This is a genomic window from Synechococcus sp. W60.3 (assembly GCF_047502615.1).
Classification (GTDB): Bacteria; Cyanobacteriota; Cyanobacteriia; order Thermostichales; family Thermostichaceae; genus Thermostichus.
Map to the genome: position 1 here is coordinate 1 of NZ_JANSHJ010000010.1, position 26,627 is coordinate 26,627.

Annotated in this window: 25 protein-coding genes and 1 pseudogene; 12 read left to right on the forward strand and 14 right to left on the reverse strand. The window is 61.5% G+C overall.

Going from position 1 to position 26,627, the window contains the following annotated elements; translation table 11 throughout:
• Window positions 1-50 precede the first annotated feature (50 nt).
• Window positions 51-740, reverse strand: coding sequence for a class I SAM-dependent methyltransferase (locus NW846_RS05125; protein WP_240530959.1), 690 nt, complete (start codon window positions 738-740; stop codon window positions 51-53).
• A 103-nt stretch (window positions 741-843) separates the two neighbouring features.
• On the opposite strand from NW846_RS05125, the gene NW846_RS05130 reads away from it, so the two are divergent.
• From NW846_RS05130 to NW846_RS05145, 4 genes are all read left to right on the forward strand, one after another.
• Window positions 844-1,662: a hypothetical protein gene (locus NW846_RS05130; protein ID WP_011430821.1), complete on the forward strand. Its 819-nt coding sequence runs from the start codon at window positions 844-846 to the stop codon at window positions 1,660-1,662.
• Between the two features lie 310 nt (window positions 1,663-1,972).
• Window positions 1,973-2,950 (forward strand): PspA/IM30 family protein, encoded by a 978-nt coding sequence (locus tag NW846_RS05135; RefSeq protein WP_011430822.1) that lies wholly within the window; start codon window positions 1,973-1,975, stop codon window positions 2,948-2,950.
• A 60-nt stretch (window positions 2,951-3,010) separates the two neighbouring features.
• Window positions 3,011-3,829, forward strand: coding sequence for a tetratricopeptide repeat protein (locus tag NW846_RS05140; RefSeq protein WP_011430823.1), 819 nt, complete (start codon window positions 3,011-3,013; stop codon window positions 3,827-3,829).
• Window positions 3,830-4,407: 578 nt separating this feature from the next.
• Window positions 4,408-4,800 (forward strand): hypothetical protein, encoded by a 393-nt coding sequence (locus NW846_RS05145; protein ID WP_143596971.1) that lies wholly within the window; start codon window positions 4,408-4,410, stop codon window positions 4,798-4,800.
• A 117-nt stretch (window positions 4,801-4,917) separates the two neighbouring features.
• On the opposite strand, the pseudogene NW846_RS05150 reads toward NW846_RS05145, so the two are convergent.
• The 3 genes and pseudogenes from NW846_RS05150 to NW846_RS05160 form a co-directional block, all read right to left on the reverse strand.
• Window positions 4,918-6,029: pseudogene (locus tag NW846_RS05150) on the reverse strand (RNA-guided endonuclease InsQ/TnpB family protein); the annotation flags it as partial.
• 135 nt (window positions 6,030-6,164) lie between these two features.
• Complete coding sequence (gene mazG, locus NW846_RS05155; RefSeq protein ID WP_099813021.1) at window positions 6,165-7,259, reverse strand: nucleoside triphosphate pyrophosphohydrolase; 1,095 nt, start codon at window positions 7,257-7,259, stop codon at window positions 6,165-6,167.
• Window positions 7,240-7,455 (reverse strand): DUF2949 domain-containing protein, encoded by a 216-nt coding sequence (locus NW846_RS05160; RefSeq protein WP_041438447.1) that lies wholly within the window; start codon window positions 7,453-7,455, stop codon window positions 7,240-7,242. Before NW846_RS05160 ends, mazG begins: the two co-directional genes overlap by 20 nt.
• Window positions 7,456-7,811: 356 nt before the next feature.
• Here NW846_RS05160 and NW846_RS05165 point away from each other — a divergent pair.
• Together NW846_RS05165 and NW846_RS05170 are read left to right on the forward strand one after the other, a co-directional pair.
• Window positions 7,812-8,743 (forward strand): IS630 family transposase gene (locus NW846_RS05165; protein WP_414515494.1). Its coding sequence is split into 2 segments (ribosomal slippage): window positions 7,812-8,148 and window positions 8,148-8,743, totalling 933 coding nucleotides; the frame shifts between segments, so codons are not numbered across the junction.
• A 12-nt stretch (window positions 8,744-8,755) separates the two neighbouring features.
• Window positions 8,756-9,331, forward strand: a complete 576-nt coding sequence (locus NW846_RS05170) for an RNA-guided endonuclease InsQ/TnpB family protein (protein WP_228375518.1) — start codon at window positions 8,756-8,758, stop codon at window positions 9,329-9,331.
• 14 nt (window positions 9,332-9,345) lie between these two features.
• Here the strand turns inward: NW846_RS05170 and recG are convergent, their stop codons facing one another.
• Window positions 9,346-11,769 (reverse strand): ATP-dependent DNA helicase RecG, encoded by a 2,424-nt coding sequence (gene recG / locus NW846_RS05175; protein WP_414346842.1) that lies wholly within the window; start codon window positions 11,767-11,769, stop codon window positions 9,346-9,348.
• A 136-nt stretch (window positions 11,770-11,905) separates the two neighbouring features.
• Window positions 11,906-11,998 carry a photosystem I reaction center subunit XII gene (psaM, locus tag NW846_RS05180; RefSeq protein WP_414332959.1) on the reverse strand — a complete coding sequence of 31 codons (93 nt, stop codon included), beginning with the start codon at window positions 11,996-11,998 and terminating at the stop codon, window positions 11,906-11,908.
• A gap of 207 nt (window positions 11,999-12,205) precedes the next feature.
• Between psaM and glyA the strand changes: the two genes are divergently transcribed.
• The 3 genes from glyA to NW846_RS05195 all read left to right on the forward strand — a co-directional run bounded on the left by glyA (window position 12,206) and on the right by NW846_RS05195 (window position 15,276).
• Window positions 12,206-13,531 carry a serine hydroxymethyltransferase gene (glyA, locus tag NW846_RS05185; protein WP_414346828.1) on the forward strand — a complete coding sequence of 442 codons (1,326 nt, stop codon included), beginning with the start codon at window positions 12,206-12,208 and terminating at the stop codon, window positions 13,529-13,531.
• 24 nt (window positions 13,532-13,555) lie between these two features.
• The gene (locus tag NW846_RS05190) at window positions 13,556-14,650 is read left to right on the forward strand and encodes a glycosyltransferase family 4 protein (protein ID WP_414346829.1); all 1,095 of its coding nucleotides are present in this window, start codon (window positions 13,556-13,558) and stop codon (window positions 14,648-14,650) included.
• A 65-nt stretch (window positions 14,651-14,715) separates the two neighbouring features.
• Window positions 14,716-15,276 carry a hypothetical protein gene (locus NW846_RS05195; protein WP_414346830.1) on the forward strand — a complete coding sequence of 187 codons (561 nt, stop codon included), beginning with the start codon at window positions 14,716-14,718 and terminating at the stop codon, window positions 15,274-15,276.
• Between the two features lie 12 nt (window positions 15,277-15,288).
• Here NW846_RS05195 and NW846_RS05200 read toward each other — a convergent pair whose 3' ends face one another.
• Window positions 15,289-15,816, reverse strand: a complete 528-nt coding sequence (locus NW846_RS05200) for an adenine phosphoribosyltransferase (RefSeq protein WP_414346831.1) — start codon at window positions 15,814-15,816, stop codon at window positions 15,289-15,291.
• Window positions 15,817-15,998: 182 nt separating this feature from the next.
• On the opposite strand from NW846_RS05200, the gene NW846_RS05205 reads away from it, so the two are divergent.
• Window positions 15,999-16,430 carry a hypothetical protein gene (locus tag NW846_RS05205; protein WP_414346832.1) on the forward strand — a complete coding sequence of 144 codons (432 nt, stop codon included), beginning with the start codon at window positions 15,999-16,001 and terminating at the stop codon, window positions 16,428-16,430.
• Window positions 16,431-16,440: 10 nt separating this feature from the next.
• On the opposite strand, the gene NW846_RS05210 is transcribed toward NW846_RS05205, so the two are convergent.
• Together NW846_RS05210 and NW846_RS05215 are read right to left on the reverse strand one after the other, a co-directional pair.
• On the reverse strand, window positions 16,441-17,274 hold the full coding sequence (locus tag NW846_RS05210) for a DNA adenine methylase (protein WP_414346833.1): 834 nt from the start codon (window positions 17,272-17,274) through the stop codon (window positions 16,441-16,443).
• Between the two features lie 44 nt (window positions 17,275-17,318).
• On the reverse strand, window positions 17,319-19,193 hold the full coding sequence (locus NW846_RS05215) for a peptidase M3 (protein WP_414346834.1): 1,875 nt from the start codon (window positions 19,191-19,193) through the stop codon (window positions 17,319-17,321).
• 208 nt (window positions 19,194-19,401) lie between these two features.
• Here NW846_RS05215 and NW846_RS05220 point away from each other — a divergent pair, with 208 nt between their 5' ends.
• Complete coding sequence (locus tag NW846_RS05220) at window positions 19,402-20,952, forward strand: YifB family Mg chelatase-like AAA ATPase (protein ID WP_414515498.1); 1,551 nt, start codon at window positions 19,402-19,404, stop codon at window positions 20,950-20,952.
• A 61-nt stretch (window positions 20,953-21,013) separates the two neighbouring features.
• On the opposite strand, the gene recF is transcribed toward NW846_RS05220, so the two are convergent.
• From recF to rppA, 4 genes are all read right to left on the reverse strand, one after another.
• On the reverse strand, window positions 21,014-22,156 hold the full coding sequence (gene recF, locus NW846_RS05225; RefSeq protein ID WP_011430838.1) for a DNA replication/repair protein RecF: 1,143 nt from the start codon (window positions 22,154-22,156) through the stop codon (window positions 21,014-21,016).
• Between the two features lie 103 nt (window positions 22,157-22,259).
• Window positions 22,260-22,952, reverse strand: coding sequence for a DNA-binding protein (locus NW846_RS05230; protein WP_414346835.1), 693 nt, complete (start codon window positions 22,950-22,952; stop codon window positions 22,260-22,262).
• A gap of 90 nt (window positions 22,953-23,042) precedes the next feature.
• Window positions 23,043-24,497 (reverse strand): sensor histidine kinase, encoded by a 1,455-nt coding sequence (locus NW846_RS05235; protein WP_414346836.1) that lies wholly within the window; start codon window positions 24,495-24,497, stop codon window positions 23,043-23,045.
• Between the two features lie 21 nt (window positions 24,498-24,518).
• The gene (rppA, locus tag NW846_RS05240) at window positions 24,519-25,208 is read right to left on the reverse strand and encodes a two-component system response regulator RppA (protein WP_414346837.1); all 690 of its coding nucleotides are present in this window, start codon (window positions 25,206-25,208) and stop codon (window positions 24,519-24,521) included.
• A gap of 92 nt (window positions 25,209-25,300) precedes the next feature.
• Between rppA and NW846_RS05245 the strand changes: the two genes are divergently transcribed.
• Window positions 25,301-25,684: a hypothetical protein gene (locus tag NW846_RS05245; protein WP_099813018.1), complete on the forward strand. Its 384-nt coding sequence runs from the start codon at window positions 25,301-25,303 to the stop codon at window positions 25,682-25,684.
• Window positions 25,685-25,738: 54 nt separating this feature from the next.
• On the opposite strand, the gene NW846_RS05250 is transcribed toward NW846_RS05245, so the two are convergent.
• The gene (locus NW846_RS05250; protein ID WP_414346838.1) at window positions 25,739-26,611 is read right to left on the reverse strand and encodes an ABC transporter substrate-binding protein; all 873 of its coding nucleotides are present in this window, start codon (window positions 26,609-26,611) and stop codon (window positions 25,739-25,741) included.
• Between the last annotated feature and the right edge of the window lie 16 nt (window positions 26,612-26,627).

Here is a 26,627-nt window from a genome sequence, read left to right on the forward strand (position 1 = left end):
ATCGCTTCACCGCTGAGCAGTAATGCTCAGCAGTGTTCAGCGTAAATGTATCAGAGCAGATAGTTGTTCATGATGGCGGCATCTTCGGTATAGCTGGCCGGGTTCCACAGCACCGCCTTGGCCACCTCTTCCTGCAGGGATCCCATGAACTCCCGCACATGTTGCGCCCCCACCGCCGGCGGGACGTCGAATTGCCCCACCTTTTGCAAAGCTGCCTGCAGGCGGAGAAACACCTGGCGTTGGCGGCGGCTGTGGAGATTGGCGCGAATGATGCCCTCGGGCTTGAGGACTTTTTTCATCGCCCGCAAGCCCTCAGTGGGATCCGCCAACAAATACAAAACATCGTTCAGGCTGATGAAATCGAACTGGATCCCCAGGCGATCCAGCTCCAGCACGTTGAGGACGTAGCACTGGACATCGGTGAAGCCGTGGTGCCGCAGGCGTTCCTCGGTGAGCTTGACCGAAGCCGGCGACAGATCACAGGCCACGATCTGGGCGCCCGGATTGGCCTCCGCCATCATCAGCGTCTCCCAGCCGGAGCCACAGCCGGCGTTGAGCATCACCTTGCCCTCGGACGGGACGAGGGCGTGGGTGCGTAGGTACTGGGCGGTGGTATAGCTCATCTTGAACATCTCCCCCAGGGCATTGCGGGCCGACTGCGAGAGGGGCACGTTGGGGTAGGGCAGAGCCTCGTAGAGGCTGAGGGCCCGGTCTGCAGCCGAGAGGGCGGATCTGGTCATACGCAGAGGAAAAGCTCAACAGAGAGCGAGAGAGCGGTCGATGCAAAGGCAGGATGAATTTATGATTGAGTGTAGCCGTTGAGGGATCCGCTCAGAACTGGCTATGACTGCTGCTGCTTTGCCCCGTCGCCGCTCCCGTTTCTCCCTGGCAGGCACCCTGGCCGCCGTGGGCGGGGCGCTGCTGTGCGGGATCCTGGTGGTGCGGCTGCAGGTGCCGATGCTGGAGCGGATCAACCTAGAGGCCCTGGAAAATGCCGAGGCCCGCAAAAACCGCAACATCGCCCTGGCCACCACCCTGGGCTGGCTGGGCTACCGCAACCTGGGCGCCTCCTGGCTGTGGCTGGAGCTGATCCAGTACTACGGCGACGCCCCTGCTCGTGCCCAAACCGGCTACGGCCTCGCCTACGAGTACTTCGACCACATGCTGCGACTGGATCCCAACTTTTTCTTGGGCTACCGGCTGTCTAGCTTGGTGTTGGCCTATCGGGCCGGCCAGCCGGAAAAAGCTGTCGAGATTTTGGATCGCGGCCTGCAGCAGTTTAACCCCCAAAACAATCCCGACGCCTGGCGGCTCTACGTGGATCGCGCCTTGATCAACTTCATGTTTTTGGGGGATGCGGAAGCGGGCCGCCGCGACTACTACCAAGCTGCCGCCTGGCGGGAACAGGTGGGCCTGCCCGGCGACGACTTTCGCCAACTGGGGGACAACATCGCCCGCAGCCCCCTCAGCCGCCGTTCCCGCTTCGATGTCTGGCTGAGCGTGTTCAATGCCACCAGCGACCGGGATACCCGCCAGTTTGTTCTGGAACAACTGACCCAATTGGGGACGGTGCTGCGGACGCTGCCCACCGGCGAGATCGAGATTCTCCCACCTCCTCTGCCCGATTTTCCCGAGGAAGAGCCCTACCGCTTGCGCCTGTAATTCCAATCCCCTAACTGGGCAAAGATTGCGCTCTAGGGTTGTGACGTTGCCCCAAGAGGTGAGCTAAACTCTAACCCAAATTGTCATCCTGGAAGCCGTCTTCTTCACAGGACCGATCCCTGCGTCAGAGAATCTGCTCTCTCTGGCGCAAGCGAAGTGTTGCTCCCGCTGCCTCTCCTCGAAGAAGGGGCGGCTATCGTTCTTGCTTCCGGTTCGTGAAGACGCTCCAGGCTTTCGGTAAGTTCCCGCAGCTTCCCCATTTCTTATTATTTCTTAACTTTTGTTGTTCTGCACAATAGGAGTGATCCCCATGGCCTCAAGAACTTCTCTCCTGATGATGGCGGCTGTCCTTTCGGGCAGTTGGTTTGTCCTCCCTGCAGCGGCCCAATCTTCTGGGACAGCGCGAGTACGGTCGGTGGTGGATGGGGACACCTTTTGGGCAGACTTGAACGGCAGGCCAACCCGTTTTCGTCTTGCCTATGTGGATGCCCCAGAGCTGACGCAAGGGCGCTGGGGGCGGCTCTCGCAGGAAGCTTTGCAAAGCCTGCTGCCGCCGGGATCCCTGGTGCAGGTGGATACTCTCTACGTCACGCCAGAAGGGCTGCACATTGCCCAGGTGTACAACGCCGAGGGTTTGGTGAATTTGGAGATGTTGCGCCAGGGGCAGGCGGTGGTTTATGAGCGCTTTTTGTACGGGGCCAACCGGGAGCGCTACTTGGAAGCTCAAGAATTGGCCCAGGCGGCGCGACGAGGTTTTTGGCAGCAACGCAATCCGGTGATGCCCTGGGAGTTTCGGGAGACAGCCGCGCAAACCTCAGCCTTTGCGGGATCCAACGTTTTGGACGGCTCCTTCCTGCGGGAAAACCCGGCAGCGGCTGCGGGCGTGGGCATTGCCACCGCGGTGGTGATGGTGGGCTTGAGCAAGCTGCTGTGGAGAAAGCCCAGCCGGCAGAGGGTGAGCATCCGCCAGATGGAGCGGGATCTCAAACAACTGCAGCGCAGCCTGGCCACAACGCTGGCCAGCCGCAAGCAACTGGAACGGCAGTACGATCAACTGCTGCAAAAGGCCGAGGATTGGTTTGTCAGAGCCCAAAAGGCCAGCCAACATGACCAGGACGAGCTGGCGCGCCAGGCTTTGGTGCAGCGGAACCAACACATGAGTGCTGCAGAGGCGGTTCGCAAATCTTTGGATGAAGTTGAAGCGCAGGCGGCAACCCTCCGCGAAGGCATTTCTCGCCTGGAAAGCCAGATCGCGCTGGCCAAGCTGGAACGGGAGATGAACAACTAAGCCTGGGGCGGCGGCTTAAGATGGGGGAGCATCTACCTAGTGAGCCAACTGGCAATGGCGATGAAGGCAAGAGTATCCCCTCTTTTAGCTGCCCTGCTGTTGGTGCTGCTTTGGCTTGGGATCCCCCTTGGATCTGAGTCAGCGAATGGGGCAGCGGCGGCGAGTGCCAAGATCGATCCTGAGATTGACCGGCTGTTTGAGGAAGCCTTTGCTGCCACCAACCGGGGAGATTTTGCCCGGGCAGAGGCCTTTTGGAGCCAATTGTTGCAGCGCCAGCCCGACAACCCGGCCCTGTGGAGCAACCGAGGCAACGCCCGCGTCAGCCAGAACCGCTTGCAGGAGGCTTTGGAGGACTATGCTGAGGCCATTCGCCTGGCTCCCAACGCACCAGATCCCTATCTAAATCGGGGGACGGCTTTGGAGGGGCTAGGGCGCTGGCAGGAGGCCATTGCCGATTACGAGCGGGTGTTGCAGTTGGATCCCAACGATGCGGCAGCCTACAACAACCGGGGCAATGCCGAGGCAGCGCTGGGAGAGTGGCAGCAGGCCCTGGCCGATTACCGTCGCGCCACGGAGCTGGCTCCTGACTACGCCTTTGCCCAGGCCAACTACGCCCTCTGCCTTTATCAGGTGGGAGAAACGGAAGCTGCCTTGCGCCTGATGCGGGCTTTGGTGCGCAAGTACCCGAAGTTCCCGGATATGCGGGCTGCCCTCAGCGCTGTTCTTTGGGTGCAAGGCCGGCAGGGAGAAGCAGAAAGCCAATGGGTGGCTGTGCAAGGGCTGGATCCCCGCTATGCCGACCTGGAGTGGGTGAAAACCGTCCGTCGTTGGCCACCGGCGATGGTGGCAGCCCTGGAGCGCTTCCTTTCTCTGCGTTGAAGAGCTGTCAGCAGACTCCCCTGCAACTCTGGATCGCAGCAATTCTTAATCTCATCTCAATTGAGAGGAGACATCGATCCTAGAAAGGAAAAGCCCCCACGACTCCCTCAAAAGAGGAAACGGGGCGGGCGCAGTGCCTCAGTCTAAATCGAAATAACAACATTGCCATCTTTGAGTTATGGTTTCGAACTTGGCTCTGCGCATTGGCGAAGCGGTTGCTAGGGATCCCCGCAGCCAGAGGCTCAGGTTGCAGCCTGTCTGGGGGGGCGGGGATTGCCTAAATTGGGATCAGGACAACTGAGGATCCCGGCAGCCAGCTCAACCCAAGCCCAAGAGAACGCGAAGGGATCCCGACGGTTTCGATAGACTGTGAGAGGGACAGTGTAAAAAATTGCTTCCTCGAGCTTCCTCCCGCTCTCCTGTGTTTCAGTTCTATCGCGGCGTGTGGTACTGACGTGAGTGCAATGGCCTTTTTCTCTCGCTATTCTTTCCTCTCTCCTGGTTGGAGGAGGGCACTACGAGCTCAGGGGAGCTGGGCAGGGCTGTTGCTCATGGCTCTACAGCTTGGGCAGCCCGCCGTGGCTCAGACAGAGACCCAAGTTTGGAGTGGCACTGGCCAGATCTTGAGCGGTCAGGGGCAAGGGGCCACGGTGCAACTGGTTCTGGAAACCGGTGGCGGACGCATTTGGACGCAGTCGGGGCCGGCGTTGGATGCGCCCTTTTCCGGCGGGCAGATTTCGGTTACCAGCGGCGACGGCACCTGGCAGATCCAACCGCAAGGGGATCAGTTGCTGGTGACCTTTTACCGCGGCGAGCAGATCATCCGCTGGCAACTGCGCCCCGTCGGCGAGGTTCCAGCCTCTTCTCCTCCTGTGCCATCCAGCTCCTTGATCGGCGACACCGCCCAACCGCTGGCTCTGCCTGTGCAAGAGCTGGTCGTTCCCATCCAGAATTTGCCTAACAATCGCTGAGGGATCCCGCGGGCAGGTCTCCCGGTTCAGACATAAGTAAACTACCCGGCTCCGACCGCCCCCCTTCCAGCCCCCTGCCCCTGCCCCCCTGCCCCCCCGATAACGGGGGCAGGGGGGGGGGGGGGGTGGGGGGTTTACAGCAGCCCCCAAAAGCGCAATTACATTTGCCCCGTTGTAGTCTGCGTCCCCTTCCCAACCACAAGCCGGGTTGACACAACGGAAGCGCTTCCTTTCCCGTTGCCCAATCCACAGGCACTGGTGGCAGGTCTGTGAGCTGTAGGCAGGCGGCACCAACACAACCCGGATCCCTGCTCTTGCTGCCTTGTACTGCACAAACTGCCGCAACTGGTAGAACGCCCAACTATTCGACCGCCGGCGCTCCGTCTTGCTACGCGGCTGTTGGTTGACACGCTCCCGGATCCCGGTCAGGTCTTCCAAGGCAATAAAGCTGTGGGTTGCCTGCACCCTCGACACAATCGCTTTGGAGATGCAGTGATTAACCCAGGTTTGGAAGCGTCTCTCCCGGCCAGACAACCGTTGCAAGAGCTGCCGGCACCGCCGCCGACTAGACCTTGTGCCCTTACTGGCCTTGCGTTGGAGAACCGCTCTCAACCGGGAGTAGTGGTCTCTGACCCGGCTCAACTGCTGTCCACTCCAGTTATCCCCCTCTGAGGTGTGTGCAATATCTGTTCTGCCCAAGTCCACTCCAATCGCCTTGGGGGTGTTCTGGGGCTCCGGCAGGTATGCTCGACGCAAATCTGGATGTAGTAGGAACCGTCCTGCCGTTTGACCAGGGTGGCCGCTTTTGGGTGGGTGCCGGCCAGCATGCCCCGTTGGTAGTTACCCATGGCCAGCTCAAACCGTTCCTGCCCCTCAACCGTAGTTAGCGATACCGTCCAGTCTTTTTCACGGAACGAGAAGATGCGGGCATCGTAGGTGACGAAGCCCGCCTTGAACGCCTTGACTGGACGGTTCTTTTGCTTGGCAACCTTGCGCGACCCCGCCACCCGCTTGCATACCTGCCCCGCCAGATTACTGGATAACCCAAAGCGAGCGCGTATCTCGTAATAGCAAAGGGAATGGAGTTTGACTGCGTTAACGACTTTCTCTGGTGTGCTTTGGTTGACCCAGTTCAGTGCCTGCGCAAAGGCGTCCAGAGTCGCATCCAACTTGGCGGCCTGCGCCTCAGACACCTTGAGCTTGCAGGAGATAGTCAGGGTTTGGGTCATACTGTTACTGTACCTTATGGGAACGCATTCCTCCCAGCCCTGACCGGCCCGGCCCCCGGCCCCCCACTCCCCCCGTATACGGAGGGGATATAGGGGGGTACAGGGCGGGTCTCCTGCGGTTTCTAGATGAAGGGATTAGGGGTGCTCCTGCTTTGCCTGTTGCCAGAGGGCCTCTAACTCCGCGAGGGTGAGTCTTTGGAGAGGGGAGGCTTGGCCGCTGCTAGGCAATGCCGCTTCTGCTGGTTGCCGCGCCAGCTCTTCCAGGCGCAAAAAGCGGCGGGCAAAGCGCAGGTTGGTTTGGGTCAAGGCCTGTGCGGCATCCAGCCCATACCAACGGCCCAAATTGACCAGAGCAAACAGCAGATCCCCCAACTCGGCTTCTTGTCGCGCCGGGTCAGGGGGATCCCGTTCCAGCTCTCGGCGCAGTTCGGCCTCTTCCTCGCGCACCTTGGCCCAGATCCCCTCCACCGTCGGCCACTCAAATCCTGCTCCCACCACCTTTTGGGAGATCTTCAGGGCGGCCATCAGGGGGGGCAAACTTTCGGCGTAGTGGAGCAGTTTCTGGCCGAGGGTTTGCTGCGGCTGTTCCTTCTGCTTGATGTCTTCCCAGGAGCGGTGCAACTCAGAAAGGCTGGAACTATCTGACTGCGGAGCCTCCCCAAATACATGGGGGTGACGGCGGATCAGCTTATCGGCAATCCGCGCGGCTACAGTTTCCAGGTCGAAGTGGTTTCGCTCGGCAAAGATCTGGGATTGCAACACCACCTGCAGCAACAGATCCCCCAGCTCTTCGGCAATCGCTGCCGGATCCCCGGCCCGAATGGCCGCCACCGTCTCGTAGGCTTCTTCGAGGATATAGGGAGTGAGCGACTCAGGCGTTTGGGCGCGATCCCAAGGACAGCCGTCGGGGGCGCGCAACTGAGCCACAATTGCCGCCAAGCGGCTGAGGTGCTGTGCAGACGCAGAGCGCTCCAGATAAAGATGGGCAAAAGAGCCTGTGGCCTGCGGATCCCAGCTTTGCAGCGTCAGGGGGCCGCCCACTATCTGCAAGTCTTCTGTGAGCAAGGTCAACGCTTGGACAGGGGCGCAGACCTGCTGTAAAAAACGACGCAGCTCCGCCGGATCCTTCTTCCCGCAACTTTTCAGCAGCAGGGATCCCTGCCCAGCCGCAGACCAGCGGGCCAGATGCTGTTGCCAATCGGGCTCAAGGCTATCCAGCGTTTGGAGCATGGTCGTAGGTGCGGCCCAAATCCAGAAGGCGCCTGAGCTGCTCGAGATCGATGAAACTCAGCTCCAAAAGGATCATCAGCAGCGGCCCCTGCTGGCGATGCTGCAGCTTTTTGGCCAAGCTCAGCTGCGAGCGGTCAATGATGCCCGCTTCCAACAGGTATTCTTCAAGGACAGGAGGGGGAATGGGATCTAGCATAGTCGTTTCACAGCGCTGAGAAGGACAAGTGGGAAAACTGAGAGGATGACAGACTAGTGTAATCATTCTTAACACTCTTACAGAGCTTCCGCAAAGATCTGGCCGGCAACTAAGCCAAGAGGCAGTAAGCCAGGTTTGCCGAGCGCAGCTCCGCCAGGCGATCCCTCCCGTTACCGGGACAGATGGGATCTCTGTATCCAAGAGCACAAAAAATGGATTCAGTGAGGTCAATGTATAATAGCAAGCTCGCTGCCGATTGACAGTGCCCTGATGAGCCGATTCTCTTTCCCCGACGAAAAGTACAGCCTTTTAATTTAAAATAGGGTACAGGTATTCAAGAGGAAGGAGAGAAAGGAATGCCGACTCATTCTTTGGATTTGCGGCAAAGAGTTGTAGCAGCCTACCAGGCAGGTAACACCTCCATCCGCCAGGTAGCTAAACGCTTCATGGTGACCAAAAGAACAGTACACCGCTGGGTGCGACAGTACCAACAAACTCAAGATTTAGCCCCTAAGAAAGCAGGCACCAAGCGAGTGGGCATTTTGGAACAACATCGGCAGGAAGTGATGGCAATTATTACAGAACACCCAGACTTCTACCTGTGGCAGTATCAAGAACTGTTGCGCGAGCGCTTAGGAATCAATGTAAGCATCGTCACAATACATAATTTCTTGAAAAAGCAAGGAATGACTCTAAAAAAAAGACCTACCGCAGTGCAAAAGTCAAAGAAGAGGAGGTGCAAAGGGAACGACTAGCTTATAGTCAAGAAGTCAGGAATATTCCAGCGGAGGATTTGATTGCCATCGACCAGACGGGAGTCTGGGAGGGAATGGAGCGGAGAGTATCTCGGAGTTTACGTGGTCAAAGGGCTTATCATTATCGTCAGAGATACAAGGGTGAAAAGTATACGGTTATTGGAGCTATTTCCTTGAGAGGTGTAGTTGGCTGTCGTGTCATCAAGGGTGGGATGAAGAAAGGAGACTTTTTGGAGTTTTTGAGAAGCGAGCTATGTCCGAAGCTAGATGCGAGGAAGGATTTAAATATCCACAAGAGTCGGGAAGTTGAGGAATTGATTAGGGGGACAGGAGCACGAATCCTATACCTGCCTGTGTATGCGCCGGAGTTGAATCCCATTGAGATGATGTGGTCGGTGTTGAAGCATTTTATTCGGCAGCTTTGCAGAATTGGGAAATATAGCATGGAGCAGATAGTGAAGACTTCTTTACTACTGATCAATCCATCCTCCTTCCGAAGTTGGTTTGCTAAGTGCTGCTATTGTACCCCTTGAGCCCTTAACAGACTGTATCGCCGGACGGAGAAGAAGCTGAGGCGGCTGCAAAGGGCCGTATCCCGGAAAAAGAAAGGGTCAAACCGCTACAAGAAAGCGGTAAAGAGGTTGTCCAAAGCGCACCAGAAGGTAGCCAACCAGCGCAAAGATTTTCACTACAAGACGGCAAAGGAGTTGTTAAGTAGGGGGAAGCACATTGCTCATGAGGCGCTTACTATTGGGGGTCTGGCTAGAACCAGACTAGCCAAGTCTATTTATGATGCCGGGTGGGGACAATTCCTGCAAATCCTTAAGGTCAAGGCTGAAAGAGCTGGGCTGTTAACGATTGCAGTGAATCCAAACGGCACAAGTCAAGAGTGTTCCGGGTGTGGTCAGGTGGTTCCCAAAAAACTCCACGAAAGGTGGCACGATTGCCCCTACTGTGGGCTAAGGCTGTCACGGGACCACAACTCGGCAAGGGTAATCAAATCCAGAGCGGTGGGGCATCCTGTTCTTAAAGCTCGGAAAACGTCCTATGCGGTAGCAGGAGTCACCGAGAAGCCCGCCCTCTACCCGTTCGCGTCAGCGGCGCGGAGCGCTTTAGGGTGAGGGACGGGAGTATGTCACGTCAACAAAGCCGGCCCCAACAGGCGGGCCTGGCGTTCTTCCAGTATGCGGCGCAGGCGGGGCCACTGCTGCAGCTCCGGGTCTTGGGCAATGAGCTGCTCGGCCGCCTGGCGGGCCAACTGCAGCACCTCTTGGTCGTCCATGAGGCTGGCCAGGGCAAAGTCGGGCAGCCCCGACTGGCGGGTGCCCATCACCTCCCCAGGGCCGCGGAAGCGCAGGTCCATCTCGGCAATGAAAAAGCCATCGTGGGACTGCTCCAGGACTTTTAGCCGGCGCAGGGCCTCTTCGCTTTGGGATCCCGTCATTAGAATGCAGTAGGCCTGGTCGGATCCCCGCCCCACCCGCCCCCGCAGTTGGTGGAGCTGGGAGAGGCCAAAGCGCTCGGCATGCTCCACCAGCATCACCGAGGCGTTGGGCACATCCACCCCTACTTCCACCACTGTGGTGGAGACGAGGATATCCAGCTCCCGCCGGCGAAAGGCTTCGATGACAGCCTCTTTCTCGCTGCTAGTTAGGCGCCCGTGCAGCAGGCCCACCCGGAACTGGGGGAAGACCTTCTCCTGCAGGCGCTGGTGCTCTTCAATGGCGGACTTGAGATCCAGCTTCTCAGACTCCTCAATCAGGGGCAGCACCACGTAGGCCTGCCGTCCCTGGGCAATTTCCCGCTCCATCAGCCGCACCACCTGCAGGCGATCCCCGGGTCGAGCCACCACCGTATGCACCGGCTTGCGCCCCGGGGGCAACTCGTCAATTTGGGTAACATCCAGATCCCCGTGCAGGGCCAGGGTAAGGGTGCGGGGGATGGGGGTGGCCGTCATGGTCAGGACATCGGGGTGATCCCCTTTCTGTTGCAGGGCAGCCCGCTGTTCGACGCCAAAGCGGTGCTGCTCGTCGATAACCACCAAGCCCAGGTTGCGAAACTGCACCGCCGGCTGGATGAGGGCATGGGTACCAACAACTAGGGGCAGCTCCCCGGTCTGCAACTGCCGCAGGATCTCGCGCCGCTTGGCGGGGGGGGTGGAGCCGGTCAAGAGTTCAACGGGCACTTGCAGTTGGCTCAGCCACTCCACCAGCTTGCGGTAGTGCTGCTCGGCCAAGACCTCGGTGGGGGCCATGAGGGCCGCCTGCCAGCCGGATTGAATCGCCGCCAGCAAGGCCGCCACCGCCACCACAGTTTTGCCGGATCCCACATCCCCCTGCAGCAGGCGGTTCATGGGCAAGGGATCCCGCAGATCCGCCAGGATCTCGTCAATGGCCCGCTGCTGGGCAGCGGTCAGCTGGAAGGGCAGGATTTGGTAGAAGCGGTCCAAGAGCTCTCCTCTGGCCGGCTGGTAGCGGGGGACAGCCTGAGCTTGGGCGCGGTAGCGCTGCCGCCGCTGCAAGAGGCTAAGTTGCAGGTAGAAGAACTCATCGAACACCAGCCGCCGCCGGGCCTGGGCCAGCAGCTCTTGCGTCTTGGGAAAGTGGATCTGCTGCAGGGCAAGGGGCAAGTCCAACAGCTGCAACTGCCGCTTCAGGGGCTCCGGCAAGGGATCCTCCACCAAGGCAGCTGCCGGCAGGGCGAGCTGGACGGCCTTGCGCACCAGATCGGCGGGGATCCCTTCTGAAAGGGGGTAAACGGGTAGAATCTTGCCCAATCTCTCCGGATCCTCGCCCTCTCCCCCCAGCACCTCCAGTTGCGGGTTGTCCAGCGTCAGGCCCAAGCGGCCCTTTTTCACCAGGCCGCTGGCCGCCACCACTGCCCCTTTGGGGTATTGCCGCTCCAGGGCCGCCTGCCAACTGCGCTGGGCAAATTGCCGCCCGCTGTAGAAGCGGCTGAGGGTGACTATGCCGCTTTTGTCGGCAATCTTGAGGTTCAAGATGGTCAGCAAGGGGTTCTTGGGGCTGGTGAAGCAGCTGCAGCTTTTCACCGTCCCCACCAGGGTAACGGTCTCCCCCACCTTGGCCTGGCGGATGAGCACCCGGCGGGAATAGTCCAGGTGATCCCGGGGGAAGTAGTAGAGGGCATCGCGCACAGTATGCAGGCCCAGTTGCGCCAGCTTCTCCGCTGACTTGGGGCCAATGCCTTTGAGAAATTGCAGAGGCTGCTCCAAGCTGAGGCCCTTGGGCGGGGGCAAAGCAGGGCTGGGTGGGGCGAAGTGGGCTTGTTCTTGCTGCCGCCGGAGACGCTCCAGCCAGCGACGGGTTTCTGCCACCAGGTGCTGCCGCTCCGACAGCTCTAGCTGGGGGTAGAGGCGATAGCGGGATCCCAGTTCCCGCCAGCGCCGTCGCTCTTCCCCATCCAGCTTCCAGACAGGGGGGGGATCCTGTGCAAACACGCTCTGCAGAAATTGGGAAAAGGTTTGCTCTCGCCCTCGCAGGTCGGTAAACCCCACCTCTGCTTCTAGAGAAAGGGCGCGCTGAACTCGCTGGAGATCCACCTGGGTCAAGCTGCTTCCGGGCTGGCTACCGGTAGTGTCTCTTATCCAACTTTAGCCAATGGCAACACTCACCCATTTGACCACTAAAAAGGGCCTACCCAGGGGTAGGTCCTGCAGAGCAGCCTTTTGCTGAAAACTAGCTGCGAGCCAGGGCGGATCCCAGGAGCACGGCCATCACTGCCGGCACTAGGGCAATGGCCAGGATAGTGAAAACCTGTGCGTCGGTCATAGCCAACTCCCTAAAACCCTGCCCCCCACTTTACCTTGGCCGGCGGCCAGACCCAGGGCCGAAAAACATTCTTTACAAAGCCTCCTCTGGCCCCTGGGGATCCCCTGGCCTAGCCCCCCTGTGTTACGATGTTGCTCCGTAGGACTGTTGCGACGGCAGGGCGCTGCTGGGCTTTTTTTGTCGGCAACGTTTGCTTTTGGTGTCACCATGGTAGCCGCTCCCCAAAGCTTGACCACCCCCCGGGACAACCTGGCCATCCTGGCGGAAACGGATCCCCTCGTTTACCGCCTGATTCAGCAGGAGCTGAAGCGGCAGCGGGATCACCTGGAGATGATTGCCAGCGAGAACTTCACCTCGCCGGCTGTCCTGGCGGCCCAGGGATCGGTGCTCACCAACAAGTATGCGGAGGGGCTGCCCGGCAAGCGCTACTACGGTGGCTGCGAGTTTATCGACGAGATCGAACAACTGGCCATCGACCGCGCCAAGCAACTGTTTGGAGCAGCCCACGCCAATGTGCAGCCTCACTCCGGCGCCCAGGCCAACTTTGCCGTTTTCCTGGCCCTGCTGCAGCCGGGAGACACGATCATGGGCATGGATCTCGCCCACGGTGGCCACCTTACCCATGGCTCGCCAGTCAATGTCTCCGGCAAGTGGTTCCGCGTAGTGCACTATGGCGTGGACCCCAAGACGGAGCGGATCGATTTTGACCAGGTGCGGGATCTGGCCCTGCAGCACCGGCCCAAGCTCATCATCTGCGGCTATTCGGCCTATCCTCGGGTCATTGACTTTGCCGCTTTCCGTGCTATTGCCGACGAGGTGGGGGCCTATCTGATGGCAGATATCGCCCACATTGCCGGCCTGGTGGCCACTGGGCACCACCCCAACCCCGTGCCCATCTGCGATGTGGTAACTACCACTACCCACAAGACGCTGCGGGGGCCACGCGGGGGCCTGATTCTCACCCGCGACCCGGAACTGGGCAAAAAGCTGGACAAGGCGGTGTTCCCCGGCAGCCAGGGTGGGCCGCTAGAGCATGTCATTGCCGGCAAGGCGGTGGCCTTTGGGGAAGCGCTGCAGCCCAGCTTTGTCCAGTACTCAGCCCAGGTAATCGCCAATGCCCAGGCGCTGGCGGCGACTCTGCAGCGGCGTGGCATCCGCTTGGTTTCGGGGGGCACCGACAACCACCTGATGTTGTTGGACCTGCGCTCGGTCTCGGCGGTGCTGGAGAAAAACGGGGCAGCAGATCCCGTGATGACGGGCAAGCGGGCGGATCGCCTGATGGACGAGATCCACATCACCGCCAACAAAAACGCCATCCCCTTCGATCCGCAGCCGCCCCTTGTGGCCAGCGGCCTGCGTCTGGGATCCCCGGCCTTGACCACCCGCGGCCTAGGGCCGGCAGAATTCGAGGAAATCGGGGAGATCATTGCCGATTGCCTGTTCCGACCGGAGGATCCAGGCGTTCTTGAAGACTGTCGTCAGCGGGTTGCTCAGCTCTGCCGCCGTTTTCCGCTCTACCCTCACTTGGGATAACCGCCATCCTCGCTACGGCCTGCCATGCCCTACTTGGTTGCCTTTCTCGCTGCTGCCTGTGTGGTCTTGTGGGCAACCCCGGTGGTGAAGGCGGTCGGGATCCGCAGCGGCCAGTTGGATTTTCCTGACGAGCGCAAGATCCACCGGCAGCCGATGGTGCGCCTGGGGGGGGTCTCCATCTTTTTCGGCAACCTGGTGGCGCTGCTTGTGCTTTGGGGAGCCGGAGCCTTTGCCGGCCTGCGCCCCGAGCAGGAGTACGAGATCTGGGGGGTAACCATTGGCGGCGTTTTGTTTTTTTTGATCGGCCTGGCCGACGATCTGTTCCAGTTGTCGCCCTTTTCCCGCCTGGCGATGCAGTTTGGGGTGGCTGCCGCCGCCTGGGGAGTGGGGGTGCGCATCGAGTTCATTAACCTACCGGGGATCGGCATCTGGCCCTTTCCGGTATGGCTGAGCCTGCTGGTTACCCTGCTGTGGCTGGTGGGGATGGCCAACGCCATCAACTTCATGGACGGCCTGGATGGCTTGGCGGCAGGCGTGTCGGGGATCGCAGCAGTCGTGATGCTGATGGTAACGCTGCTCCTGGATCGGCCGGCGGCGGCCATGCTGGCGGCAGCCTTGGCCGGGGCCTGCCTGGGCTTTTTGCGCTACAACTTCAACCCGGCCCAGATCTTCATGGGAGATGGGGGAGCCTACTTTCTGGGCTTTACCCTGGCCGGGATCGGGGTCATTGGGGTGGCCAAGGGGGTGACCACCCTGGCGGTGGCCCTGCCGTTTTTTATCCTGGCCGTGCCGATTCTGGATATGTCTGCTGTGATCCTCAAGCGCTTGGCCAGAGGCAAATCCCCTTTCCATCCCGACAAGGGCCACTTGCACCATCGCCTGCTCAAGGCTGGCCTGTCCCAGCGGCATTCGGTGCTGCTGATTTACGCCATGACCCTCTGGGGGGGATCCCTGGCCCTGGCCTTGGCCGGCCTGCCAGCAGGGGGCACCTATCTGGGCGGGGCCTCGCTGGTGTTGGCGGGGGTGGCTTGGGGAGCTTGGCAACGGCATCGCCAGCGGCAACAGTCTTCTGAGGATTCCGAAGTTCAAGCAGAGCCCATCAACTCAAAAAAGGATTAAGCTTGGCTTGTTCCCAGCCGCCTGCCTGCCTAGACTGGAGGGGATCCCGTCTGCCGCCTTGACCAATGCGTCCTACACCGGAGCTGGCAGCCCTCTTGCGCCGCACCGCCGATCGCCTGCAGGCTCAGCACTGGGGTTTTTGGGATCGCGAGTACTGCTGGCGGGATAGCACCCGCTGCAATTGTGGCCTTTTGGTGCGGGAAGCCCTGGGCTGGGATCAGCAGCAGCTTAGCCTGCACATCCACCGCGGCACCTGGCGCTCCATTGCCCAAACGGCCTACCGCACCGCTGCCTATGTCGCGAGGGATCCTTCCCACTGCGAGGCTACGGGCCTACGGCTGGGATATGTGTTTGAAAAGATGGCAGAGCTGGGGTTTGACCAGCCAGAAGACTTTGCCGCTCTCGAAGAGCTAAGCAATCCGGTCATCCTGGCCCGCCTGGCCGAAAAAGGGGTAGAGCCGCTGCGGCGCGACTACGCCCCCCACGTGGCCCTCTACATGCGGGAGCTGGCCGACTGGATTGAGGAGCAACTGCAGGCCCAGGCTCAGCTCAGCCCCTTGACTCAACCTCTGCCCAAAGCTAAGGCAACAGAAGTAGCCGTCCGCCAGCCGCTACGCCTGCGGTGAGGGGCAAATCCCTCAGTTGGAGTCTTCCACCATCAGCACGTGGGTTGGGATTTGTGGAGGAAGAAGCTTGCGGCCCGACAAGAAAGCTAGCTCGATTAGAAAAGCAAACCCGCCTACCTGGGCGCCACTCTGAGCCACCAGTTCAGCCGTGGCGGCGGCTGTACCGCCAGTTGCCAAGACGTCATCGACAATCACCACCCGATTGCCAGGGCGCAGGGCGTGGGCTTGTAGTTGGAGCTCGTCTTGGCCATACTCCAGCGTGTAGGTTTGGCTGAGCACTGGCGGCGGCAGTTTGCCGCGCTTGCGAACGGGGACAAACCCCAAACCCAGGTGTTGGGCCAAGGCAGCCCCCAAAATAAACCCTCGCGACTCAATGCCCACCACGTAATCTAGGGATCCCATGGTGGCAGTGCCGGCGGCCAACTGTTCGATAGCGGCCCGAAAGCCCGCTGGATTCTGCAGCAAGGGGGTTATGTCGCGAAAGAGGATCCCGGGCTTGGGAAAATCGGGCACTAGGCGGACAAGGGGGCGCAGATCCATGAGTTCTCCTGGCTCAGGGCCAGCTCAAAGGGTGTAGAAGGCCGCTCCCAGCAACCCATCATAGCCGCTCAGAGCCTTAGCGAACGGGTTTCCTTTTGGCCAAGCTGGCAAGGCCGGAGATTATAATTGCAAGGCTAGGGGCCGCGGCTCATTCTTTTTGTTCCTGACCTTGGAGATTTCCCATGCGCTATTACATGGCCATTGACTCCAACCCCCTGGCAAGTTTGCCCCTGGCGCTGTTTGGGGTGGGCAGTGAGTCGGCCTACGTTGACCTGCTCCAGGACAAGCTAGTAGTGCGGGCGGGCAACTTGTTCAACGAAACCTTTTCTCTAGGCGAGCTGGGACGCGGGGAGCGCTTCTCTTGGCCCTGGTTCTACGGCCTGGGCGTGCGCACCGATTTCCAGGGACTGGTTGGCGCGGTAACCAGCACCCAGGGGGTGATTGCCATTCCGCTGCTCCAGGAAAAGATGCTTTTCATTCCCTTGGTAGGGCCGCTGGGGCTGCAAGTACCCTGCAAAAAGCTGGTCTTCAGCCTCCGGGATCCGGATACCTTTTTGGCCAATTTCAACCAGGAGCGCCCCGATGGCGGGCCCAAGAGTGTGGTGATCGAGTAGCTAGGGCCGGCTACCTTGACAAGACCAGCACCTCGGTGATAGGACCGCGCTTGCGGCCGTGGCAGTTGATGGCGCGGCTGGCCACGATGGTGTGGATAGGATAGCCCCTGTACAGCTCTCGCACAAAAGTGCAGTCTGAGTTGGACAGCAGCACCTGCACGCCTCGGTCGGCCAGGATCCCAAAAACTTCTCGCAAGCGGATCTGCTCCGCTTGGCCAAAGGCGTACTGACTATAGGCGGTAAAGCTGCTGGTTTCTGAAACCGGGTAGTAGGGCGGATCCAAATAGACAAAATCGCCGGGCTGGGCCCGCTCCAACACCTGCTCAAACGACTGCACCAAGATCTTGGCCCGTTGCAGGACACGGCTAGCAGCCCGCAAGTTGTCGGCATCACAAATGCGCGGGTTGCGGTAGCGGCCCAGGGGTACGTTGAACTCGCCGCTGGCGTTTTCCCGGTAAAGCCCGTTGTAGCAAGTTTTGTTGAGGTAAATTAGCCGCGCCGCCCGCTGGACAGGGTCAACTGGCTTGGATGCCCGCAGGGCGTAGTAGTAGTCGCGGCTGTGGTGGGCCTGGTGGTAGGCTAGCAGTGCCACCACCTCCTCCACCCGATCCCTCACACAGCAGTAGGCGTTGACCAAGTCAGCGTTGATGTCGGATAGCACAAAACCCCGCTCAGGGTAAACCTGGGCCAGGTGGAAAAACACCGCCCCGCCACCCAAAAAGGGCTCATGATAAGTGCCCCAGTCGCGGGGGAAGAAGGGTTCGTACTGGCTTAGCAGCCCCCATTTCCCTCCTGCCCACTTGAGGAAGGGGCGGGCTTTGAGGTGCTCCCTCCCCCTCTGCAAGGAGCTCCTTCCGGCTACGTCAAAGGCCAGCTGGCTGCAGCCCCCTAGTCTTGATTCTCTTCCAGCAGCTCTTCCAGCACCTCGATCCAATGCTCCAGTTCCTCCAACCCCTGCAACACCTCCTCCGGCTCGCTCAAGTCCACCTGGAGTAACTGGGCCGATTCTCCCCAAGTCAAGGATCCAGGGGGGCTAGCCAGCCAATTTCGGTAGCGGGGCAAAAAGGTACGCGGAGACAGATGATACTGGCGGTGGCAGGCCAGGGCCACTAGGCTGGCCAGGCTGACCTGAGGGGCGCTGAAGGGGCGCAGAAACAGCTCCGGCATCCCCACCCAGCGGAACTGCTCTTCCGGCAACAGCTCCACCGCATCGCCGCACAGCTCCTGGCTCAGCTTCAGCCACTCTTCGCCGACCCAGTAGGTAGGGCCAGCCTCGGATGGGGCCAGTGGAGCGGTGTCGCCTTGCGAGATCTCCGACCGGTAGAGGAGCAGCTCCAGCCGCGCAATCAAGCTCTGGTAGAACACGGCTTGCAACTGCGCCTCCAGGTGGTGAATCAACAGGGCCTGGGCCAAGGTAAGGCTGCCGGAGCGCAAGGCCTCCGGCCCGCTTCCCCGATCGCGGAGACGAGGTGGCGCCGGCGTGCCCCGCGCCCCCTCCAGCAGGTAGTCGAGCAGCATCTGCTGTAAAAACGCGGTGTGCACCCGAATTTCCCAGGAGGGCTGGACAGTTCCTTGCAGCTCCTCCAGATCCAGCCAAACCCGAGGCCCCTCAGGCCGGAGCCGCCGGCTGAGGGCTTCAAGGGCTTGCAGCAGCAAGGCGAGGGGTTCACCCCCTAACGATGGCGTCTCTGGCTTGCCGGCGGGTGCTTCCAAGTTGGAGCGGATTTCCGGTAACCAGGGTTTGGCCTGGGCTGCACAGTCGGGGCAGAACTCTTGCAGGGCCGCCCAGACCAGGGAGGTAGCCTCGGCGGCGGTGAGGGGAGGAGCCGGATCCCCCCAGGGCGCATAGAGGTCGCAGGTACGGATGGAACGGCCCAGGGCGCGGCTTTTTAGGCGGTAGTAGCGCTGGAACAGGTCGAAGCGATCGCGGATCCCGTCCAGCAGCTGCTCCCAAAAGGGCTGGCCGAGGCCATGGCGAGCCAGGTAAAGCTCGGCGGCAGAATCGTAGCCCCGCCACTGGGCTTCCCAGAGGTGGTCGCGGATGAGGACGCTGAGAATAAATCCCCCTAGCTCTGCATGGGCTTCTAGGTGTTGGCCCAACCGCTGGTAGGCCGCCCAGCGGATCTCAGCGCTGGGGTGGGTTTGCAGGCTCTGCAGGTGGGCAAGGGTTTCAGTCGACTGCTGTTGGGGGAGAGCGGGGGAGCTAAGGGTGACTTGCCACAACTGCCGCCAGGCCAAGCGTCCGGCCAGGCGCTGCTGGTGGAGTAGACGTTCCAGAGGCTCCGCCTGCTGGTGACCTCGTTGCTGGAAGAGGCCACACAGAAACTGGCGAAAGGGGCGCAGCCCTGGATCGGCACAGGCAGCAGCCAAAAGATCCAAGCGCCGCTCCTCTGGCTCGGGCGGCAACTCGGCGGCAGGCTCGTCGGGAGAGACAGCCAACAGGGACTGCAGCTCCAGGGGGAAAAAGAGCAAGTGGCTTTGCAGGGAGATAGCCCGTTCCAGATCCCGCCAGCTTGGGGCCTGAACAGGGGTAGCCGGGATCCCTTCCCTGCCCTCTGCAAGGTGAGCTGCCAGGGCTTGTGTTAGCTGCAACAAGACTTGCAGCGCCTTTCCCAGCTCTGGTGGGCTGAGCTGGGCCACTTGCCCTCGGTAGCAGCGGGCAAACTGCTGTACCTGCTCTTCCAGCTCATCCCACGCTGGGATGGGCTCTTCCCCGGGGCCAGAAAAATGGTCAAAGGGAGGGTCGGAAGTAGGAAAGACCACTGGGATAGCCTCCTAGCGATGAGGGCCCTCCCTCCATTGCCTTGTCGGCTGAGGGGAGTGCCCCCTTTTGAGGGGCAGGGAAAGCCTGAAACGATTGTGACATTCTCCCCAAGCCCCTGCAGCCAGAGCGCAGGGATCCCTGGCCAGGGCAGAGGCCAAAACTTCTGCCAGGATTAAGCTAAAGACTTTCCTCGGGGAGGCAACTGGAGTGTTTGCTCAGGTCACTGCTGCTGCCCTGGTGGGACTCAAGGCCGTGGGGGTCACGGTAGAGGTGGATGTGGGCGGTGGCTTGCCCCAGATTACCCTGGTGGGGCTGCCCGATACAGCCGTTCAGGAGGCCAAAGAGCGGGTACGGGCGGCCATCAAGAACTCCGGCTTTGCCCTGCCCCAGCGGCGGATCATCGTCAACTTGGCCCCCGCCGATCTGCGCAAAGAGGGCCCCAGCTTCGATCTGCCCATTGCCATCGGCATCCTGGCAGCCGCAGGAGTAGTTGAGCGGGAAGCGCTGGCCAACACCCTGCTGCTGGGGGAATTGGCCCTGGATGGCACCCTGCGTCCTGTGGCGGGAGTTTTGCCCATCGCCGCCAGCGCCGCCGAGATGGGGATCCGCCGCCTGGTGGTGCCCCGAGAAAACGGCCCGGAAGGGGCGCTGGTGCAAGGGATCCAGGTGTATGGGCTGCCCTCTTTGGCGGCAGTGGTGAGCTGGCTGCAAAACCCCCAGGGAGTTGAGCCGGTGCGGATCCAGCGGGAGCAGATGCTGCCCACCGAAACGGAACCCCTGCTGGATTTGGCCGATGTCAAGGGGCAAGAGCACGCCCGACGGGCCCTGGAGATCGCGGCGGCCGGCGGCCACAACCTGTTGCTGGTGGGCAGCCCGGGAGCGGGCAAGACCATGCTGGCGCGGCGACTGCCCGGCATTCTGCCCCAGCTGCAGTGGGAAGAGATGTTGGAAATTACCCGCATCTACTCGGCAGCCGGCCTGTTGCGGCAAAATCTCCACCTGGGGCGCCAGACTCCCCTGATTACGCAGCGGCCCTTTCGGGCTCCCCACCACTCGGCTTCGGCGGTGGCGCTGGTGGGTGGTGGCCCCTACCCCAAGCCTGGCGAGATCTCCCTTGCTCACCACGGTGTCCTGTACCTGGATGAACTGACGGAATTCCGGCGGGAGGTGTTGGAGGTGCTGCGCCAGCCTTTGGAAGATGGCAAGGTCACCATCTCCCGCGCCCGCGTTTCTCTGGAGTTTCCCGCCCAAACCACCCTGGTGGCCTCCACCAACCCTTGCCCCTGCGGTTTCTATGGAGATCCCGTTCAGCCCTGCACCTGTACGCCGCAGCAGCGGGAGCGCTACTGGTCCAAGCTCTCCGGGCCGCTGTTGGATCGCATCGACTTGCAGGTGCGGGTCAACCGCCTCAAGCCAGAAGAAATTGTCCGCCTCCAGGGCGGCGAATCTTCCCAAGCGGTGCGGCAGCGGGTGGAACAGGCGCGGCAGCGCCAACGGCAGCGCTTCCAAAACGAGCCAGGGATCCACTGCAACGCCCAGATGCAACCCCGCCACCTGCGGCAGTGGTGTGCCCTGTCCGAGCCCTGTCGCAAACTCTTGGAGAGCGCCATCCAAAAGCTGGGCCTGTCTGCGCGGGGGAGCGACCGCATCCTCAAGGTGGCCCGCACCATCGCCGACCTGGAGGGTGCCGAGGCCATCGCCCCCACCCACCTCGCCGAGGCCATCCAGTATCGCAGCCTGGATCGCGGGCGGCCCTGAGCCCTCACCCCCGGCCCCTCTCCCAGAGGGAGAGGGGAGTATGGTATGGGATTGGCCTGCTTTAAGCCAAGGGGAGCGAGGCGGGGGAGGGAGCAATCTGCCCCTGGTGCACTTGCAGGATTTGCGCCCCTTGGAGCCAAGCGGCGTCGAAGGATCCCAGGTGGGTGGTGGTAACCAAAGTCTGCACCCGTTCTTGAATCGCCTCCAAGAGCTGGTTTTGGCGGTGCAGATCCAGCTCTGCCAGCACGTCGTCCAGCAGCAGCAGGGGCGGATCCCCCTTCACCTGCTCGATCAGTTCCAGCTCCGCCAATTTGAGGGCCAAGACCAAGGTGCGCTGCTGCCCCTGGGATCCATAGGCGCGGGCGGCAACTCCGTCGATGCCCAGCTCCACCTCGTCTCGGTGGGGGCCAACCAGAGAGGTGCCCAGGGCCTGTTCGGCAGCAGCCTTGGCGCGGATCGCGGCCAAAAATTGGGCTTGAACCACCTTGGGATCGGCCTGGGGATCCGGCAGGGGCACCTGCGGGCGGTAGGTGAGGCTGAGGGTCTCCCGTCCGCCGCTGATGGCCTGGTGCCAGCGGGCGGCCAGGGGTTCTAGCCGCTGCAACAGCCGGGCGCGGCGGCGCAGGATGCGGCTGCCAAGGGTGGCCAGTTGCGCGTCCCAAAAGGCCATCTGAGGTACTTTGTCGCCCGCAGCCAAGGGATCCTGCTTCAAGAGGGCATTGCGCTGCTTGAGGATCTGACGATACTGCTCCACCAGGCCCAGGTAAGCCGGCTCCAGTTGAAGCAACACCCCGTCCAGCCAGGTGCGCCGCGCTTCTGGAGCTCCCCGCACCAGCTCCAGATCCAGGCTGGAGAACACCACGGCACTCACCTGCCCCAAAAAGTCCGATTGTCGCCGTAGCCCCTGGCCGTTAACCCTTAGGGATCGCCCCCCTTGGCTGCGCAGCTCCATCGCCAGCTCGTGGGCCACCCCCAGCCGCTCCACCGTGGCGGCGATCCGGGCCTTCTCTGCCCCCTGCTGCACCAACTCCCGATCCCGACCGGCCCGCCGCGAGCGCAGGGTGGCCAAGAGCTCCACCGCCTCCAAGAGGTTGGTCTTGCCCTGGGCGTTCTCCCCCACCAGGATGGTCTTGGGCGCCTCGAAGGAGATCTTTTGATCCCGGTAGTTGCGAAAGTGCCACAGGTGCAGAAAACGCAAGTACACTCGACAGCCGTGCGCTCTTGGCTCTGGATTTCTGGGCAGAAGAACAGCCCCCGCGGCGGGGGCTTTTACTCTAACGCAACTGCCTCGGGGTCAGCAGACCCACTCAGAAGCTGCTCAGGGATCCCAGACCGCTCAGGCGCTCAGCCGCCAACAGGTGCAAGGCGGCGCGGGCCGAGTGGAAGGCGGCTTTGCTGCGGCTGTAGTCGGCGAAGGTGTAGCTAGCGGGATCGGCATTGACCCTGCCCAACAACTGTTGGGCTTGCTGCTGCAGCTCGGCTACAGGGCCGGAGGTGATGTTGGCGAAGGTCATCTCCGCTTGCAACCGGCTGAGGGACTCTTGGGCGCGGAGGGGGGCTTCGAAGAAGGAACGGCCAGGAGGGCCCCCAAAGCCTAGCTCCGCTTCGTACAGAGCTTTGGCGGCTTTGGCCAGGTTTTCCGCCGCCTTGGCCTGCTCGCGGGCGGCAAAGACATTCCCCCCTTGCAGAGCCTTCTGGGCCTCGGCAAAGCTCTGGCGGCTCAGCTCCAGAAGACGGGCCGCTTCCGGAGAGGATCCCCGCTGGGCGAAGAAGCTGGCTTCCGCCAGGTCCCGCTGCGCTTTGGCCAGGTCGTGGTTGACTCGCTCCAGCTCCCGCGGGCTCTGCCAACTCGGCTGCATTGGCACGGGGGCTGCAGTTCCAGGAGCCGAGGGCCGGCCCCGCTGGGCTTGCGCCGGGGATCCCAGCACCAGGGGAGTGAGGAGCACCAAAATCGGTAGGGAACAGCTGAGGGTACGGGTGAAGGAAGCACGCATCGTCATGGTTACAAACTCCAATCGACAGGACAAGCCGGTTTGGGGTTGGCCCGTTCGCGCTCTTTGGGCGGAGTTCTGGGGGCTTTCCCTTGCGGCTTATCTTGAGAATGGCGAAAGAAAATGACGTGAAGATGACAAGGGCAGCTCCACCGTAAACACCGACCCCTCCCCCACCCGGCTGGCCACCCGCAGGGATCCCCGATGGGCGGTAACGATCTGGTGGGCCAAGGCCAGGCCCAGCCCAAATCCCCCCGTATGGCGGGCGCGGGCCGTGTCCACCCGGTAAAACCGCTCGCACAGGTGGGGCAGGTGCTCAGGAGGGATGCCGATGCCTGTATCCTTCACGTGGATGCTAACCCAGGGAGGCCGGCTTTCCAGGCTCACCTGCACCGTGCCGCCGGCGGGGGTGTACTGCAGGGCATTGCGCAGCAGGTTTTCCACCGCCTGCCGCAGCAGGGCCGCCTCCCCCCGCACCAGCCATTTCCCGGCAGGCCCCGGCAGGTCGCATTGCCAGCGCAGCCCCAGGGACTCCGCTTGGGGCCGGTATTGTTCGCCCAGCTCCTGCACCAGCTCCCGCAAGTCCACCAGGGGCAGATCCTCCAAAGGCAGGGATCCCTGCTGGCGGGCCAACTGCAGCAGCGTATCGATTAACTCACTGGGGCGGCGGGCGCTGCTCACCACCTTTTCTAGGCGGGGCTGCGCTTCTTCCGGGGCAAGCAGAGCCATTTGAGCATTGCTCATCAGGGCGGCCAGGGGGGCGCGCAACTCGTGGGAAGCATCGGCAGTGAAGCGTTGCAACTGCTCGTAGGAGCGACGAATCGGCTGCATCGCCAGCCCCCCCAAGATCCAGCCGGCCCCGCCGATCAACGCCAGCGTCAGCGGGATCCCGATCCCCAACCCCCAGCGCAAGCGACCCAGGGTAAGTTGCAGCGGTTCCAGGGGCACCGCCAGTTGCAAGTAGCCCAGTAGCTTTTCCTCCTGCTGCACCGGCAGCGTGAGCTGGCGCAACAGTAAGCCGCTCTCTCCTTCCACCGTTTGGAAACCCAGTTGGAGATGGTGAGGCGGGCCATCCAAGTCAAACAGCTCCAGAGGAGGCCGGGATCCCGTGTACTGGCGCAGGGATCCCAAGCTTTCCCTTCCGGTGCCGGGAGCAGGATCGAACCAGCGCACATAGGCCAAGTGATGGTCGAGGGGTTGGGTTTTCCCCCCCAAAAAGGGCACCTCGTTCAACACCAACCGCCACTGCCCCTGGCGCAGCTCGTACTTAATGGCTGCCGCCATGATCCTGGCCTGAACCTGCAGCTCCTCGTCAAAAGCCTGCAACTGGTTCTCCACTTCCAAGCGGTAGAAGACGGCGGCAAACACCAGCAGGATCCCCCCCATGACCCCGGCAAGGCTGCGGGCCAAGCGACGGCGGCTGTGCTGAAACAATTCCGCCTCTTTTGTCGCGGCCTTCTGGCTCAGGTGCTGCTGAAAAGTTGGCCTCAGAGAAACCCAGTCCCAGCCCAGCCGCGGGAGAGAATGCTTTGGCCCGGCTCTTTTGGCCTCCATGCCACCTCTAGGGAACTGCTTCTATGGGTCTGCTTCCGGGGAGGGGATGCGCAGCCGGTACCCCTGGCCGTACACCGACTCCAGCCAATCCTGGGCCTCCACCTCCTTTAACCGTAACCGCAACCGCCGCACCAGCGCCGCCACGGCATTGCTTTCCGGCTCACAGCCCCACTCCCACACCGCCTGCTCGATCTGGCCCCGACTGAGCACCTGGTGGGGGTGGCGCATCAGGTACTCCATCAACTGAAACTCTTTGCCCGAAAGCTGCACTTGCCGCCCCTGCCGCTCCAGGGTGAGGCTGGCCAGGTGCAACTGCAGGGATCCGAGGCTGAGGCTGTCGCCTTGCCATTGGGGGGAACGGCGTCCCAAAGCCCGCACCCGTGCCAGCAGCTCTATCAGATCCACCGGCTTGACCAGGTAGTCGTCTGCCCCCGCATCCAACCCCTGTACGATGTCCGACGTGGCATCCTTGGCGGTTAACATCAGCACCGGTGCGCATCCCCCCGAGCGGCGGTACTGCTGACAGAGTTGGATCCCGCTGATCCCCGGCAGCATCCAATCCAAGATGAGGAGATCATAGGCTTTCTCCTCCATCAGCCAGGCAGCCGTCTCCCCTTCGCTGGCGCAGTCCACCACATGGCCGCACTTGGACAGGGCAGCCTGTAAAGGCTCCAACTGTTCCGGGTCGTCCTCCACCAGCAAAATTCGCATCGTCCTGTGCGCCGTTGACCAAGACGGCCAGTTCCCACTGCCCAGGCTAGGATGGATCACGGAAATAGCCCTCTGCAAGGGAGAGAACAACGGTGGGGTGGCCCAAAATCCATCGGTGGCAAGATCTGGGGTTTGATTTTTGGCTGGTGCTGCCCTTGGCAGGGCTTCTTTTTGTGGCGGGGGGAGAGTGGGTGACGGGCCAAGCGCTGAGCCGTCCTCGCCGGCTAGAGCAACCTTTGGCGATTCGCAGCCAGCAACAAGCCACCTTGGCTCTGGATATTCTTTCCATTCAGGCGGAGATCCGCCGCTCCCGTGGCTACACCAAGGTGGAGGTGACTACCACCAATCCCCATTTGCGCAAGCTGGAATTTGAATTTCCGGAGCTGGATCCGGATCGGGTGGCCGCCCAGATTGCCCAAGAGCTGGGCCTCACCCCCGACCAGGTGCAGCGCCTCACCCGCTACAGCTTGGACTAGAAAGATATTTCAAGATATTTCAAACAGGAAGGCTATCTCCCGCGTTCCCTTGGGTCAGCCCTCCGAAAAAATCCGGGCCAACTGCTCGCAGGCCGCTCTAATCTTCTCCAGGGTGCCGGGGTTGACCAAGCCGTAGTAGTCAAATCCATAGACCCTCTGGGTTTGAACAGCTTGCAGTTGATTCCAAAAGGGGCGGGAACGGAAAAAGGCCAAGGGATCCGCCGCCTCCGGATTGACCACCAACAAAACCTCGGGGTTGGCTTCCAGGATGCGCTCTGCCGCAAGGGTGACATAGCCGCGAAATTGCCCTTGGCTTTGCAGGGCAGCCGTCAGGTTATCGGCGCCAAAGCGCTCCAGCAGATCCCCGGCCCAGCTTTGCCGGTTGGGAGAGAGAATCGGCTGGGTGCCCACCAAAAGCAGGGTTTTGGGGCGAACTGGGGGCAGCTCCTGGGGCAAAAGCGATCCGTACTCCCGCAGCAAGGGATCCGGATCCGCCCCCAAGGCAGCAGCCAGAGTGGCGATGGTTGCTTCCAGGGCAGCCCAACTGTCCACCTGCGTGAGATAGGTGGGGATCCCCAATGCCTGCAATCGTTCTGCCAAAGCCGTGTGAAAGCCACTGGCCCCCACCACCCAGTCCGGTTGCAGGGCCACGATTTGCTCCAGGTTAGGTTGGTTGCCCAGCCCCAGCCGATTTATGCCCTGAAAGCGGGGATCCGCCTCCAACAAGCGCCCGGACGGGATCCCCACCAGCTTGTCCGGAGCCAGGCGATAGAGAATATCGGCTGTCAAGGTGGTGAGGCTGGCCACTCGCCGAACCGGAGCTGGCGGGATCTGGCTTTGGGCGCGGGCCAAGCGACCCATTCCCCAAACCCCCAGGCTGGCCAGGCCCAAGACAAGGAGTTGACGGCGAGAAAGACAAGACGGCATGGACGATCTCCAAAAC